Annotated in this window: 9 protein-coding genes; 2 read left to right on the plus strand and 7 right to left on the minus strand. The window is 61.2% G+C overall.

What is annotated here, in order from left to right:
- The 5 genes from P0N66_RS10500 to dnaG all read right to left on the minus strand — a co-directional run.
- Positions 1-2,409: DUF6531 domain-containing protein (locus P0N66_RS10500; RefSeq protein ID WP_275805114.1), on the minus strand; the 2,409-nt coding region annotated here is incomplete at its 3' end.
- Positions 2,410-3,031: 622 nt separating this feature from the next.
- Positions 3,032-5,338, minus strand: coding sequence for a type I DNA topoisomerase (gene topA / locus P0N66_RS10505; RefSeq protein ID WP_275805116.1), 2,307 nt, complete (start codon positions 5,336-5,338; stop codon positions 3,032-3,034).
- 35 nt (positions 5,339-5,373) lie between these two features.
- Positions 5,374-6,498 carry a DNA-processing protein DprA gene (gene dprA, locus P0N66_RS10510; protein WP_275805118.1) on the minus strand — a complete coding sequence of 375 codons (1,125 nt, stop codon included), beginning with the start codon at positions 6,496-6,498 and terminating at the stop codon, positions 5,374-5,376.
- Complete coding sequence (rpoD, locus tag P0N66_RS12815) at positions 6,485-8,143, minus strand: RNA polymerase sigma factor RpoD (protein ID WP_338140557.1); 1,659 nt, start codon at positions 8,141-8,143, stop codon at positions 6,485-6,487. Before rpoD ends, dprA begins: the two co-directional genes overlap by 14 nt.
- A 203-nt stretch (positions 8,144-8,346) precedes the next feature.
- Entirely contained in the window at positions 8,347-10,128 is a 1,782-nt protein-coding gene (dnaG, locus tag P0N66_RS10525) for a DNA primase (RefSeq protein ID WP_275805121.1), read from the minus strand.
- Positions 10,129-10,338: 210 nt separating this feature from the next.
- Here dnaG and P0N66_RS10530 point away from each other — a divergent pair, with 210 nt between their 5' ends.
- Together P0N66_RS10530 and P0N66_RS10535 are read left to right on the plus strand one after the other, a co-directional pair.
- Entirely contained in the window at positions 10,339-11,310 is a 972-nt protein-coding gene (locus tag P0N66_RS10530) for a calcium/sodium antiporter (protein ID WP_275805123.1), read from the plus strand.
- A gap of 73 nt (positions 11,311-11,383) precedes the next feature.
- Complete coding sequence (locus P0N66_RS10535; protein WP_275805125.1) at positions 11,384-13,474, plus strand: bifunctional aldolase/short-chain dehydrogenase; 2,091 nt, start codon at positions 11,384-11,386, stop codon at positions 13,472-13,474.
- A gap of 488 nt (positions 13,475-13,962) precedes the next feature.
- Here the strand turns inward: P0N66_RS10535 and P0N66_RS10540 are convergent, their stop codons facing one another.
- A complete protein-coding gene (locus P0N66_RS10540) occupies positions 13,963-14,418 on the minus strand; it encodes an SH3 domain-containing protein (RefSeq protein WP_275805127.1) in 456 nt (151 codons plus the stop codon).
- Positions 14,419-14,477: 59 nt separating this feature from the next.
- The gene (locus tag P0N66_RS10545; RefSeq protein ID WP_275805129.1) at positions 14,478-15,395 is read right to left on the minus strand and encodes a 4Fe-4S binding protein; all 918 of its coding nucleotides are present in this window, start codon (positions 15,393-15,395) and stop codon (positions 14,478-14,480) included.
- Between the last annotated feature and the right edge of the window lie 4 nt (positions 15,396-15,399).

Raw genomic sequence — 15,399 nt, forward strand, 5'->3', positions numbered from 1 at the left:
GATCATCCGCCCCAAGGTGTCATACTGGTAGCTGGTGGTATGGCCGTTGGGGTCGATATGGTAGAGGAGGTTGCCGGCCGGATCGTAGGCGGCAGTGGCAGCCTGACCCAGAGAGTCGGTGATGCGGACCGGGTTGTCCCGGTCATCATAGGCAATGGTGGTGGTTTCGCCGCCGGGTCCGATCTGCTCGATCAGCCGGCCGAGCTGGTCGTACTGGTAGCTGGTAGTTGCCCCGGCCGGGTCGGTGACGGCCAGCAGGTTGCCGGCCGGATCATGGTTCATGGTAACGGTGCGGCCGGTGGGATCAGTCAGGGCGCTCGGGTATCCCCGTCCATCCACCGAGATTTGGGTGACGGCCCCCGCCGGGTCGGTTACCGCGATCAGGTTGCCCCGGGCGTCATACTGGTAGCCGGTGACCCGGTTCTCAGGGTCGATGAACTGGGTCACCTGGTGGAAATGGTTGTAGCTGAACCGGGTGGTCTGATCCAGCGGGTCGGTGACGGCCAGCAGGTTGCCGGCCGGATCGTGGCTGAAATAGGTGGTGTTGCCGGCGGGGTCGGTTTCGGCCAGCGGATTGCGCTGATCGTCGTAGAGATAGCGGGTGATACCACCCAGGGGGTCGCGCTTCTCCAGCAGAAGGCCCTGGTGGCTGTCGTAGGTGTATCGCCAGACCTGGCCGTCCTGCTCGGTGACCAAGGCAGTTTTGATCGGCTCGGCGGTCAGCGGGGCGTAAGCGATGCCGCGGCTGCGGCCTTCGGGGTCGCTGGCGCCGACCAGCCGCCGCTGTTCGTCGAAGTAGTATTGAGTGGTGGCGCCCAGCGGGTCGATTTTGGCGATCAGCAGTTCCCGATCGTCGTAAAGATAGCTCCAGCCGTGGCCATCGGGATAGGTCACGCTCAGCAGCAGGTCGTCGACGATCTGGAACGAGTAAAGCCGACCGCCCGGATCGGTCACCGCCGCCAGTTTACCCAGGGCGTCGTAGCTGAAGCTGGTCGACCGGCCGGCCGAATCGGTGACCCCGACCAAGAGGCCGCCCAGGTAGGCAAAAGAGAGGGCGTTGCCGTTGCGGTCGCTTACGGCAGTCAACCGGCCGTCGACCGCGAAGAGGTAGGAGACGCCACTCTTGCGCAGCAGCGTGAAGGTGTGGTCGGGATGCTTGGTCAGGAGCGAATGGTTGCCGGCCGGTGGCAGGTAGCCCCCATCGGGGGCTGGGGTGAACAGTTCGCGACCGTCACCGCCGTTTTTAATCAGCACAGAGCTGTCCGAGTGTTCGATCAGTTGTAACTCGTAATTGTGGCTCCAGCCCCGGCCAAGAACGCCGGAATCGGGACTCAGACTGTTGTAATGCAGATCAAATCCGGTGGGAAGATCGGCAAGACGCCCGGCAAAGAGTTGCCGGCTGAATGAGAGGTTGCCGCTGGCAAAATTGGCCTTGGAACCGACGGTCACGTTCAGGTTGCAGTCGTCATTACGGGTGACCCGGACCGGCAGCGAGGCCGAACTGCCTTTGGACGGATCATCCACCACCCAGGCGTTAAGAACCAAGGTGTAGTTGCCGGGATCACTCAAGCCACCCAGGGCTGTTTTTCCGTTCCACAGTTCCTCGACATGGCGGTTGTCGCCTTTGGCGATTTGACCGGGATGGGCTCCCGACGAAGGCGGAATAAGGCTCAGCTCCCAGGCCACCTCCCGGTCGGGGCAACCGGTGATCTCGGCGGACAACCCCAGCACGCCACCGGAGGCCGGGTCGATACTGCCTGCACCGCCGCTGAAATTTTCGATATCAAGCTCGCAGTCCTCGACATAAAACTCATTCTCCTCGGCCACCGTGACCCCGCCGCCTAAGGCCACAAGCCGCGCGTAGTAGGGGCCACCGGGATTGCGATGGAGCAGATTGCCGGTAATCTCCTGGTAACTGAAGGAACATTCTTCGGTGGTACAGCTTTTACTGGTCAAATACCGGTAAGATCCGCTTCCGAACCGGATATAGGCGAAGATGGTTCCCTTGGTTGCATTGAGCGTCGGCTTGAATGTGACGGTGCCGGTCACATCGAAAGAATTGGAGACGGTACCGGAGGGGGCCGTTGTGGTTACCGTTGGGGTTTTGTCGACACTGAATTCGAGTTCGTTACTGTAAACCGTGACGCCGCCGCCTATTGCCCGCAGTCTTACTTCGTAGTCGCCGTGATTACGGTCCATCAAGGTGTTTCTTATTTCCTGGTAGCTGAACGAACACTCTTCTGTCTCGCACACTTTGGTGGCAATGCTGTTTCCCCAGAGGCTGGAAGATGCAGATTTGATGTACAGGTCTATGCGGCCTTTAGTGCTGCTGAGCGTCGGCTTGAATATGGCGCTGCCGACAATATCGAAGGGTTCGGAGACGGTACCGGAGGGGGCCGTGGCCGACACGGCAGGTGTGTTGTCGAAAGTAACCGTTATTTGATTAGTGGCGCTTCCTTTGCAATCTCTGGCATATCCTCTGAAAAGGGTTTCCCCATGCATGCTTCCCCGGTCAAATATATGCTCACACGATGCCGAGCCGTTTCCGGAACTGCTGCAGGTCGCATACCAACTGGAACCACGGTAAAGCGAAACACTTCCGCGATTGGTGGTGCGGCACTCGTTGTCCTCATTGCAATATGTACAGGATGCAAATGAACCGGAAACCTGCGCCATAACCCCACCGTTTCCAAGATCTGTGGCCGAGACCGAAACGCTGGCGGCCTGGAGCATTTGCGGCACCAGGCAGAAAAAAAACATGCATATGGTTGTTATGAATTTGCTTGCTGAATGGCGGCGTGTTTTCATGGCCCCCTCCGTTTTCAACCATGAGTCTAACCACTTTATGGTGACACTTGAGTGCCTTTTTCTGTGGCAGCTTTTAGTTGAACGGCGTTCAATACAACTGCCATAAGATTTTTTAAACCAGAAGATCAAAGAAACAGATAGGCAATATTGAACAAACCATCCCTCCATCTGCTGCCTAACATGGTCAGGCGGAGCTTGTCAATAACCTAAGCCGAATTAGATTTTACTCGTTTTCTTCCGGCAGTTCCTCGGAGTAGCGGCACTCTTTGTCCGGGCAGACCAGGCGGCGGCCCTTCTTGTTGCTTTTTTCTACCAGGAAGGGGGAGTTGCACAGCGGGCAGGGTTTGGCCACTGGTTTGTCCCATAGGGCGAAGGTGCACTTGGGGTAGCGGTTGCAACTGTAGAAGACCTTGCCCCTTTTGGAGACCTTCTGCACGAGTTCCCCGTCGCAGCCCTCTTCCGGGCAGCCCACCCCGGTGCTGATGGCCCGGACGTTTTTGCAGTCCGGGTAACCCGAACAGGCCAGAAATTTGCCGAAGCGGCCATGTTTGTAGACCATGGGGCGGCCGCATTTATCGCAACTCTCGCCCGATTCTTCCGGGGCCTCCCGCTCCAGGGGTTTGATTTTGCCCTCTTCGTCGCGGGTGAAATCCTGGGTGTGTTTGCAGTCGGGGTAGTTGCTGCAGGCCAGGAATTCCCCCTTGCGGCCCCATTTGATCACCAGTTCTCCCTCGCACTGGGGGCAGTTGAGGCCGGTGGGCACGGCGCTGTGTTTGACCGATTTCATCTCTTCCTTGGCCTGTTCCAGGTTCTGCTGGAAAGGGCCATAGAAATTGCGCATCACCTGAACCCAGTCGACCTTGCCGGTTTCAATCTCGTCCAGTTCCTGCTCCAGTTTGGCGGTGAAATCGGTGTCGATAACCTTGGGGAAATGGGCCACCAGCAGTTGGTTGACCATTCGGCCCAGGTCGGTGGGGTAAAACTTGCGCTGGGTAAGTCGGGCGTACTCCTTGTCGACGATGGTGGAGAGGATGGCGGCGTAGGTGCTGGGCCGGCCCACCCCGTTTTCCTCCAGGGCCTTGACCAGGGTGGCCTCGGTGTAGCGGGGCGGCGGCTGGGTGAAGTGCTGTTTGGGGGTAATTTCCTCCAGTTTCAGGATCTGGCCTTCTTCGAGGTCGGGCAGGGGCGCGTCCTTGCCGCTTTTGCCGCTCTCCTTGCCGTCTTCCGGGGTCTCGTCCATCGCTTCCACGTAGAGGGTCATAAAACCGGGAAAACGCATGATGGAGCCGGTGGCCTTAAGCTCATGCCGGCCGTCCGGGCCGGCGGCAATCCGAATGCTGGTCTGATCATAAATCGCCGGGGCCATCTGGCTGGCCACGAAACGTTTCCAGATCAGGGTGTACAGGGCCAGCATGTCTTTGTCCAGCTTGCCGGCCAGGCTTTCCGGGGTGCGACTGACATCGGTGGGCCGGACGGCTTCGTGGGCGTCCTGGGCGCCCTTGCCGGTTTTGTACTGCACCGGCTTGGCCGGCAGGTAATCGGCGCCGTAGGCCTGCTTGATGTGATCCCGGGCCATGCCCAGGGCCTCGTCGTTGACCCGGGTGGAGTCGGTCCGCATATAGGTGATCAGCCCCACCGGACCTTCCTTGCCCAGGTCGATGCCCTCGTAGAGGCGCTGGGCTTGAGCCATGGTTTTTTTGGCCGAAAAACGGAGCTTGCGGTTGGCGTCCATCTGCATGGTGCTGGTGATAAAGGGCGGGCTGGGGCGGCGGCGCTGCTGCTTTTTGTCCACCCCGGCGACTTTCAGTTCCGCCTCTTTGATCTGCCCGACCAGGCCCTCGGCCTCGTCCTGGTTGGCTATTTTCCGCTTGCGGTTGTCCAGTTTCCGCCCGTCCACCTTTTCCAGCAGGGCCTGGAAAGGTGGCGGCTGGGGGCCGGCCAGACGGGTGGTTACCGACCAGTACTCCTCGGGTACGAATTTTTCGATTTCATCCTCCCGCTCACAAACCATCCGCACGGCCACCGACTGCACCCGGCCGGCGGAAAGTCCGCGGCGCACTTTGTCCCAGAGCAACGGCGAGATCTGGTAGCCCACCAGCCGGTCCAGTACCCGCCGGGCCTGCTGGGCTTCAAAGAGATGGTGGTCAACCTCGCCGGATTTTTCCAGCGCCGCCAGCACCGCCTTGTGGGTGAGCTCGTGAAACAGAACCCGGCGGATGGGCTTTTTGATGGTCTTGAGGGCTTCGGCGATATGGTAGGCGATGGCCTCCCCCTCGCGGTCGGGGTCGGGGGCCAGGTAGATCTGTTCGGCCTCTTGGGCCGCCTTTTTTAACTCGCTGATGACCTTGGCCTTACCCTTGATGGTGACATACTGGGGGGTAAAGTCATGGTCGATATCAACGCCTAAGGTACTGACCGGCAGATCCCGGATATGGCCCACCGAGGCTTTGACCGTGTAGTCTTTGCCCAGGTGTTTCTGCAGGGTACGGGCTTTGGCCGGCGATTCCACAATAATTAATGATTTTCCCATAAGTCCAGCTTGTATAGTTTATCTTTAACAATCTTTTACTTAATTTTGCGATACTGGGGGCCGGGTTCGGTTTCAATCTGCCCCATCATTTCCAATTCCAGCAGCACCGCATTGACCTGCTGGGCCGGCAGGCCGGCCTGGCCGATGACTTCCTCGATGGCCTTGGGGTAGTCGTCCAGGACGGCCAGCACGGCGGTAGCCTCAGCGGAGAGCGATGGTGCCTGGCGGCTGGCGCCGGTTGATGCTCCGGCCGCTCCGGTGGCGGCCAGCGGGCTGCGGCCGAGTTCCTCCAGGATATCCTCTATCCCGTGCACCAGTTTGGCCCCTTCCTTGATCAGGCGGTGACAGCCTTCGCTTTTGTTGCTGTCCGCCCGGCCCGGCACGGCAAAGACTTCCCGGCCCTGTTCCATGGCCATTTCGGCGGTGATCAAGGAGCCGCTGCGGCGGGCCGCTTCAATCACCGCAGTGCCGGCGCTCATGCCGCTGATAATGCGGTTGCGGGCCGGAAAACGGAAAGGTTCCGGTCTGGTGCCCGGCGGATATTCGCTCAGGAGCATACCTGTTGTGCCGATCTTTGCAAAAAGTTTTTTGTTTTGAGGCGGGTAAACAATATCCAGCCCGCAGCCCAGCACCGCCACCGTTCGCCCGTCGGGGGCGTTCAGCGCCCCTTGGTGGGCGGCGCTGTCGATCCCCAAGGCGCCGCCGCTGACCACGGTGATGCCGGCGGCGGCCAGTTCGGCGGCCAGTTTTGCCGCCATCTTCAGCCCGTAAACCGAGGCGGCCCGGGCCCCGACCAGAGCCAGGGCAGGTTGGGCCAGTGCCGCCGGGTCGCCGGCGCCGTACAGCATCAACGGTGGATCGCTGATTTCCTTCAGCAGGGTGGGATAAAGGGGGTGGTCCCGGGGCAGGCAGTGGAGACCGGCGCGGCGGGCGGCGGTCAGCTCCCGGCGGGCTGCGGCCAGTCCCTCACGCTCGGTCAGGGCCCGGGCGCTTTTCGGGCGCAGACCCAGGGATTGCAGTTCGGCGGAGCCGAGGGCAAAGAGTTGGGCGATATCACCGGCGGCATTAAGCAGACGGTTGGCGCTGGTCAGTCCCAGGCCCGGGGTGTGGGCCAGGGTCAGCCAGCGCAGCAGCGGAATATCCGGATCAGTCGTCGTCATAAAAAGGTGAGAGGATGTTTTTGCGGGTGGGATGTTTAAGTTTTTTCAGAGCTTTGGCTTCAATCTGGCGGATCCGCTCGCGGGTGACGGAAAAGTTTTCCCCCACCTCTTCCAGGGTCAGATCGGTGGCGGTGTCGATGCCGAAGCGCAGCCGCAGGACCATCTCCTCGCGGGGGGTCAGGGTTTTCAGGACCTGCGCCAGGTTGCCCTGTAGACTGTCGTAAATGGTGGCCTCGTCGGGGGAGGTGGAATCGGCATCCTCGATGAAATCGGAGAGAAAGCTGTCCTCTCCGCTGCCCACCGGGGTATCCAGCGACAGGGGCTCCTTGGCGATCTTGAGAATGCTTTTGACCTTGGCGATATCCACCCCCAGATGTTCCGCCATTTCCTCGGGGGTCGGTTCCCGGCCGTGCTGGCGCTGGTATTCCTTGGCGCCCTTGAGCATCCGATTAATGGTGTCGATCATGTGGACCGGTATTCGGATGGTCCGGCCCTGGTCGGCAATGGCCCGGGTTACCGCCTGGCGGATCCACCAGGTGGCGTAGGTGCTGAATTTGTAGCCTCGGCGGTATTCAAACTTTTCCACCGCCTTCATCAGGCCGATGTTGCCCTCCTGGACCAGATCCAGCAGTTGCAGGCCGCGGCCGGCATATTTTTTGGCCACACTGACCACCAGCCGCAGGTTGCCCTGGACCAGCCGGTTTTTTGCCTCGCGGCTGATCTCCTCGCCCCGGCTTACCTCTGCCAGTCGAGCGCACAATTCCTGCTGGTCAAGGCCGTATTTTTCCAGGCAGGTCAGGTGCCAGTCCAGCAAAGCCGTCGCCTCCGTGGTCGGCGGCTGTCTGGCGGTCGTCTTCTTCGCCAGTTCCCGTAAGTCGCGGGTCATGGTCTGCAGGTGTTTGGCGCTGAAGCGATCTTCGGCAAACAGGGCGCATTGGGCTCTGTGGTTGCGGTCGATGCGGCTCTGGAGCCTGGGTTTTTGTTTCGCGTCGTTGCCGGACTTCAGTAAATCCCGGCGCAGAGCGGCGGTCTCTCGGGCCAGGCGGCCGGCTTCTTCGATGCGCCAGAGAAAGTTTTTTTGTTTTTCTTCGTGGGTTTCCCGGTCCAGTTCGTCCAGCCCCCGGATGATATCGCTAAGCATTCGTTTGCCGTGCGCAATCTTTTTCGCGAGCTCGTCAAGGTAGGTCAGGGCCGGCGGGGTCATGACCAGGGCGTCCTGGATGATCCGTTCGCCCCGTTCGATCTCTTTGGCCACCACCACCTCTTCTTCCGAAGAGAGCAGGGCCACCGCGCCCATCTCTTGGAGATACACCTTGACCGGGTCAACTTGGTCGGTGGCCGACTCTCCCGGCCAGAAATAAGGATCGCCGGGGTCTTCGTCCTGGTCGTTGTCATCATCGGCACGGTAGCTATTTTTCAGGCCGGAGGCAGGGGTGTCGTCATCGTCATCATCAACGCTTTTACGGTTCCGGGGCAGGGGGGTCTCGTCGTTATCCGGCAGCAGCCAGCTGCTTTCATCGTTCAGTTCTTCCTGGTCCTGTAGTTTTTCGTCCACGCCGGTTGGAGATATTCTTTTTCCCCGTTTGCCGGCGACTTTGGCCGGGTCGCTGGTTAAGTCGCCGGTGTTTTTTTTCTTGCCGCTCATCTGCCACTCCTTGTTGCTGAAGCTTGTAGCCGCTCACCAGGGTCAACAACCCGCTGCTGAACGTTTGTATGCTCGCAAAAACCCGCCGAGCGTGTTGGTCGGTAACACGAAAACAAGTAGTTACAAAGCGTGCCCAGTCGGCGGCGCGGCTTTTTGCGACGCCGACAACGTTTACTAAGGCTTGCCAAGACCGGTTGGTATGGTCAACCGTGCAAGGCCTGTTTCTGCTGCATCAGTTCCAGTAGCCGCTGCTGGTCGCCGCTCTGGTAGGCGGCGTTGATTTCCCGGTTGAGCTGGTCGGCGTTTTTTTTACGTTGGTGGCGCTGCAGCCAGGTCATGAGCTGCTGGGCGCTTTCCTCCCGGTGCTCATCGGGGTAGAAAGACCCTCCTTGGATCAGCAGGCGGGCCACTAAAGTCTTGAGGCCGCCGTTGGCCAGGTTGAGCAGGTTCTCCGGGGCGCGGACAAAATCGCTTTCGGCATCGGTCATCAGCGCCAGCAGCCGGTGGGAGGCAGGGCTGGTTGCGATTTCTTGCAGGCCGGCGGCCAGGAAGTCAGGCAGGTAGGAACCATGCAGAAAAAGGAAAGCAAAAAGCTTTTCCTCGTTGGGCTCCAGCCTGACGGCTTCTTCCTGGTTCTGTTCTTCCGTTGCCGGCCGGCGAACCTGGGGGCGGCGGCCGATGCTCTGGCAGAACTGGTCCCCGGAAATGCCCAGCCGTTCACTGAAGTGCGCGATAAAGCGGGTGCGCAGCAGCATCTGGTCGTCCAGGCTGTGGACGATGGGGGCCAGCTCTTCGATGATCCGGTTTTTGCCGTCAACTCCCAGGCCGTGCCGGGCCACCAGTTCGGCAAAGACGAATTCCGGCAGCGAAACGGCGGCCTCGCTCAGCCGTCGCAGTCCGTCGCGGCCATGCTGGCGCACAAAGGTGTCCGGGTCGTGGCGGTCCGGCAGGATGGCCACCCGGCCCGTGAGCTTGGCGGCCAGAAACAGGGGAATGGCCCGCATGGCCGCTTTCAGCCCGGCGGCGTCACCGTCGAACAGCAGCACCACTTCATCGGCGTAGCCCCGGAGGATCCGGAGGTGTTCGGCGGTCAGGGCGGTGCCCAGAGGGGCGACCACTTCGGCGATATCGTGGGCTGCCAGCGCCAGCAGGTCGAAGTTGCCCTCCACCAGCAGGCAGCTTTTGGCCTTACGAATGGGGTCGCGGTGCTGATACAGGCCGAACAGGGTGCGGCTTTTGTCGAACACCGGGGTCTCCGGAGTGTTGAGGTACTTGGGCTCGCCCTCGCCCAGGATGCGGCCGCCAAAGCCGCAAACCCGGCCGGTCAGGTCGGTGATGGGAAAAATTATCCGGTTGCGAAAACGGTCGTAAAAGCCGCGCGAGGACAAGCCCGAATCGCCGCTTTTTTTTGCTGCCAGCAACCCGGCTTCGGCCGCCGCTGCCGGTGAGAGTTTTTCCTGGCGCAACTGGTTGTACAAAAAATCCCAGCTGTCCGGGGCGTATCCCAACTGGAAGCGGGCGATGATTTCCCCGGACATGCCCCGCTGAGCCAGGTAATCACGAGCCGCGGCGGCGGCGGGGCTGTGCAGCAGATAATGGTGGTAGAGTTCGGCCGCCCTGGCGTTGATGGCGTAAAGATTTTCCCGCTGGCGGGCTTCCGCCTGCTGCTGGGGGGTCAGGGTGTTTTCCGCCATGGGAATGCGGTAGCGGTCGGCCAGTTGTCTTAAGGCTTCGGGGAAGCTGAGCCGGTGGTAGAGCATGAGAAAGCTCAAAACATCGCCCCCCTCGCCACAGCCGAAACAGTGGAAGCTGCCCCGCTGGGGGCTGACCATGAAGGAAGGAGTTTTCTCGGCGTGGAAGGGACACAGGCCCTTGAGATTGGCTCCGGACCTCTGCAGGCTGACATGCTCACCGATAATCTCGGCAATATCAGCCGCTTCCTTGATGCGTCGAACGACTTCCTGGCGTGACTGTTCTGCCGCCATAAGTTCAAATCCCCTCGGTAACCAAAAGGGCAGACGGGCTGCCTGGGCGTCTTTTTCGCCCCGGGTTAACTGTCCAAAAAGAACCTGGTTTTCCGCCGCTGTCAAGGGAAAAGGCTTTACCGGGGGCAGTGGGCCTGGTACTTTTGGTGGCCACTGCAAGGGGGCGGCGGCCGTTGGTTGCTACCCCGGGAAACACTGCAAGGAAATGTAATGACGGAAACCACCTTTGTCTGGCCGCTGTTGATCCTGCTCAGCGGTTTACTGTTGCTGTGGGGCGGCGGCGAGCTGCTGGTGGGCGGGGCCCGTCGGCTGGCACGGCTGTGGGGGATGCCGCCTTTGCTGATCGGCTTGACCGTGGTGGCCTTCGGCACTTCGCTGCCGGAACTGTTTATCAGTCTGGCGGCGAGTTGGCGGGGTCATCCGGAGATCATGCTGGGCAATGTGGTCGGCAGTAATATTGCCAATATCGGTTTGGTTCTGGCGCTCTCCCTGTTGCTGGTGCCGCTGCGGCTCTCATTCAGGACGGTGGCTCTGGAACTGGGCCTGTTGCATCTGGTTACGGCACTGCTGCTGGCGTTGGCCTTTTACGGTTTTTTCCCTCGCCTGGGCGGGGTTTTGTTTGTCGGGACGTTGATCTTTTACACCTTCCAGGCCTATCGCAGCAGCAGCGCGGCTAAGCAGGCCGCCCGGCACCAGGCGGCCGAAATCGAACACCAGCCGAGGGATGGCGGCGCCATTATCAGGGCCCTGCTGCTGGTGATCGGAGGTTTGGCGGCCCTGGCCTGGGGGTCGGAGTTGTTTATCCATGGTGCAGTGGCCATTGCTTCTTATTTCGGGGTTTCGGAGCTGGTGATCGGCCTTACTCTGGCCGCCATCGGCACTTCACTGCCGGAGCTGGCCACCTGTCTGGTGGCCATTCGTCATCGCCAGGATGCGCTGCTGGTGGGCAACATCATCGGCAGCAACCTGTTCAATCTCCTGATGGTGCTGGGGGTTACCGCCAGCCTGATGCCGTTTGCTCTGCCGGCGGTGCTGCTGGCCCGCGATCTGCCGGTGATGCTGGCCTTTTCCCTGGCCCTGCTGATTATCCTGGCCTGGCGCCAAAAGATGGGACGCCTGTTCGGGGGAGTCCTGCTGGCCGGCTATCTGCTCTATATCGCCCTGTTGGTGGTAACAGGATGAGGCCAGGGTGTTCTTCGCCTGGACGGGGCCGTGCTGGCCGGAACTTACGTGAAAGCAAAAAGAGGGTCAAGAAATGAAAAATCGCTATAACCACGAAGAGGCCCAGGCCTTCGCGGCGTCCCGGCCGGAGTGTTCCGAATTCCTGGCCCTGCGGGTTTATACCTCGCGGCTGATCGGCGCCGAGGCCGAACTGGTGCTCCACGGTGGCGGCAATACCTCGGTCAAGGACGTGGCGCATAACATCCTGGGCGAGGAGATGGAGGTGCTCTACATCAAGGGCAGCGGCTGGGATCTGGCCACCATCGAGGCCGCCGGCTTTCCCGCCTTGGATCTGGCCTGGCTGCGCCGTTTGCGGGCTCTTGACCGTTTAAGTGACGAGGAGATGGTCAATCAGTTTCGTACGCATCTGCTGGATGCTTCCGCCCCGGGGCCTTCCATCGAGACCCTGGTGCATGCTTTTCTGCCCCACCGTTTCATCGATCATACCCATGCCGACGCCATTGTCACCCTGACCAACCGCCAGCGGCCGGAAGAGCACCTGCGCCGGGCCCTGGGGGAAAAAATCGCTATTCTGCCCTTTATCATGCCGGGTTTCCCGCTGGCCAAGGCGATGGCGGTGGCCTATGAGCAAAATCCCGGCATCGAAGCGATTATTCTGCTTAATCATGGTATTTTCACCTTTGCCGACGAAGCGGAGATCGCCTACCGGCGGATGATCGATTATGTCAACCGGGCCGAAGATTATCTGACCCTGGCCGCCGGGAAGCCGGTTACTGTTTCGGCGGCGGCAATCGAAGTCTCCGAGTCACCGGCGGAGATTCTGCCCTTGCTGCGGGGGGCGTTGAGCCGGGGCACGGAAGATTGCCGCAGCTTCAGCCTGGAGTGGCGGCGCGACCCTGATCTGCTAACGGCCCTGGCCCGCCCCGACGCCCGGCATCTTTTTACCGGCGGGGTGCTGACCCCCGATCATGTGATTCGTACCAAAAATTATCCCCTGTGGCTTGATTTTGCTGGCGCAGTCGACGAGGCCCCCCGGGCCGCCGTGCTGGGGCGGGCCCTGGCGGAATACGCCGCCGCTTACGAGCGTTATTTTGCCGAGCAGTGTGCGGCTCTGCAGGTCGAGAAAAAGCGGCTGGACCCCATGCCCCGGGTGATCATGATTCCCGGCCTGGGCCTGCTGGGGGCCGGCGACGGCCCGGCGGCGGCCCGGATCGCCGCCGATATCGCCAGCCACACGGTAAGGGCCAAGTTGCGGGGTGAGGCCCTGGGAGAGTATCGGGAACTGGAGGCGGCTTCCATCTTTGCCATGGAGTACTGGAGCCTGGAGCAGGTCAAGCTGGGTAAAGGCAGCCCGCGTTTGCTGGAGGGCAGGGTAGCCTTGGTCACCGGCGGCGGTGGGGCCATGGCCCTGGGGATTGCCGACCGGCTGCTGGCCGCCGGGGCCCGGGTCTTTTTGGCCGATATTCAGCCGGAGCGCCTGCAGATGGTGGTCGACAAGCTGCGGGAGCGTTTTGCGCCTGAACTGGTGCAGGGGGTGGAGTTTGACGTAACCGACCCGGAATCGGTGCGCTCGGGGCTGGAACGGTTGGTGGCCCAAACCGGTGGTCTGGACATCCTGGTGCCCAACGCCGGCATTGCCCAGGTGGCCCGGCTTGAGGATTTGCGCCTGGCGGATTTTCGTCGGGTGATGGCGGTTAATGCCGACGGGGTGCTGCTGACCATCCGGGAAGCGGCGAAAATCTTCCGCCGTCAGGGCTGCGGCGGCCAGATCGTGATCAACAGCAGCAAGAATGTCTTCGACCCCGGCGCCTCGTTCGGGGCCTACAGCGCCTCCAAGGCGGCGGCTCACCAGCTGGGCAAAATAGCCGCCCTGGAGCTGGCCGAAATCGGAGTCAGGGTCAACATGATCAACGCCGACGCGGTCTTCGACGCCGAGGGGGTCAGTTCCGGCCTCTGGGACCTGGTGGGCCCGGAGCGGATGCGGGCCCGCAACCTGGACCCGGAAGGCCTGCGGGCCTACTATCGCGACCGCAACCTGCTGAAAACCGAGGTCAAGGCCGAGGACGTGGGTAACGCCGTAGTCTTCTTCGCCGCCAACCTGACCCCCACCACCGGCGCCACCCTCCCGGTGGATGGCGGCATCCCCGCCGCCTTTCCCCGGTAAAAGCCGGTAAGCACCGCATCTTCGGGCGATCGCCCCGGCTTGCGTACCTGGGGTACGCGGCGCCGGGCCGCTTGCCCGAACCTGCGGCATTTACCGACTTTTACCTCGTCGCTAGGGTTGTGTCTTGGGTGGTGGTTTTCGTGGGGGTGGGGATAGTGGAGGATACTTTGGTCAACCAGGGATAGGAATGACGGGCCCAATTACCTCGGGACTATTCCTGCCAGGCAACACCAGGTAAACGGGCCGCAGCACCGCAGGGTGCGGCGGCGGTGGGGGCGCTGGAAGCTGGTTGGGTGTACGCAATTACGGTGGGGTGGTTGTCTGTGGCAACATGCAAGTGCAAGCTGTGTGCAGCGAAGTAAATTGTTAAGCAACACCAGGTAAACGGGCCGCAGTGCCGCAGGTTGCGGCAAGCAGGCCGGCGCCGCGTACCCCGGGTACGCAAGTCGGCCTGATCGCCGCAAGATGCGGTGCTGCGGCCCGTTTACCTACCAGCCCCAGAGGAGGTCGCGGGACATCCAGCCGGTGAGGCCGTTTTCATGGCGAACTTTCACCCAGCCGCTGCCCCTTTCCAAAGTATGCAGCACCACCCCGTAGCGGGCCTGCCCTACCAGGCGGTAGCGGGTGCCGGGGCCGCTGCGGATGTTGGCAATCGGCACCTTAACCACCAGGTACGGGGTCCGGCCCACCAGAGGCTGGTAAACCCACCCTTCGTCACCCTCAAAATCGCGGACCTTCAGCCAGTTGTCCTGTCGCCCGATGATCATTAAGGGATAGCCTTTGCCCAGCTCCCACAAGATTGAGTGGTTGGTGCCGGGCCCGCTGCGCATGTTGATCTTGGGGCGGTCGACGCTGACCATTTCAATGGCCTGGGCCACGGAAACCAGGCCGAGCAGGAACAGGACGGTGAAAAAGAGGCTTAAGGCAGTGCGTTTACCGATCATGGTCATACCTGTTTTTGGGGTTTGCAGGGTCGCGGTTGCCGTCTTGGTTATGGGGCCGGTTAGCGGTTAACCCGGTTCCCGGTTTCCCGGGCCGGGGCGGCAACGGGCCGGGAGGCGCGCCCGCCCACCGGCACTCCGCCGATCTCCAGAGAGATGGCGTCAAATTCGCAGGCCTTGTCCATACAGGCCAGGCAGGTGATGCACTCGGCATCGTCCGGGGATTCGTTAAATTTGACCCCCATGGGACAAACCTGGTGGCAGGCCTTGCAGTTGGTGCAGCGGGAATGATCCAGGCGTAGCCTAACCAGCTTTACCTTGGCAAAAAGGGCGTAAAAAGCGCCCAGCGGACATGTGGTCCGGCAGAAGGGCCTGCTCGCGTAAACGGCCCATATCATGAACATAACCATAATAAATAATTTATTCAAGAAAAGAAGGCCTGCCGCCTGGCGCAGGCCGGGCTGCATGAGCAGCATGGGGATTCCGGCGGTCAGGGTGCCGGCCGGACAAACGTATTTGCAGAACCAGGTTTGCCCGGAACCCATATGGTCAACCACCAGCAGTGGCAGCAGGATGACGAAAAAGGCCAGAAAGCCGTATTTGAGGTAACGCAGCACCGACGGGATACCGAACTTGCGGCTGGGAATCTTGTAGAGCAGATCCTGGATCAGCCCAAAGGGGCAGAGCCAGCCGCAGACCGCCCGGCCCAGCACACCGCCCATCACCCCCATGAACCCGACGATATAAAGGCCGATATAGAGCTGGCCGCTATCGATGGTGTGTCGTACCCCGGCCAAGAGCTGTTGCAGGGCGCCGATGGGGCAGGAGGTGGTGGCGGCCGGGCAGGAATAACAGTTCAGCCCCGGTGAGCACAGCACCTTCAGTGGCCCCTGGTAGATGGTGCGGGTGACGGGGAATTCCCAGTAACCGTTAACCAGCAGGGTGGAGAGCACCTGTACCCAGCGTCGGATGGTTTCCATCGGT

The sequence above is a fragment of the Desulfurivibrio dismutans genome (assembly GCF_029210385.1).
Classification (GTDB): Bacteria; Desulfobacterota; Desulfobulbia; order Desulfobulbales; family Desulfurivibrionaceae; genus Desulfurivibrio; species Desulfurivibrio dismutans.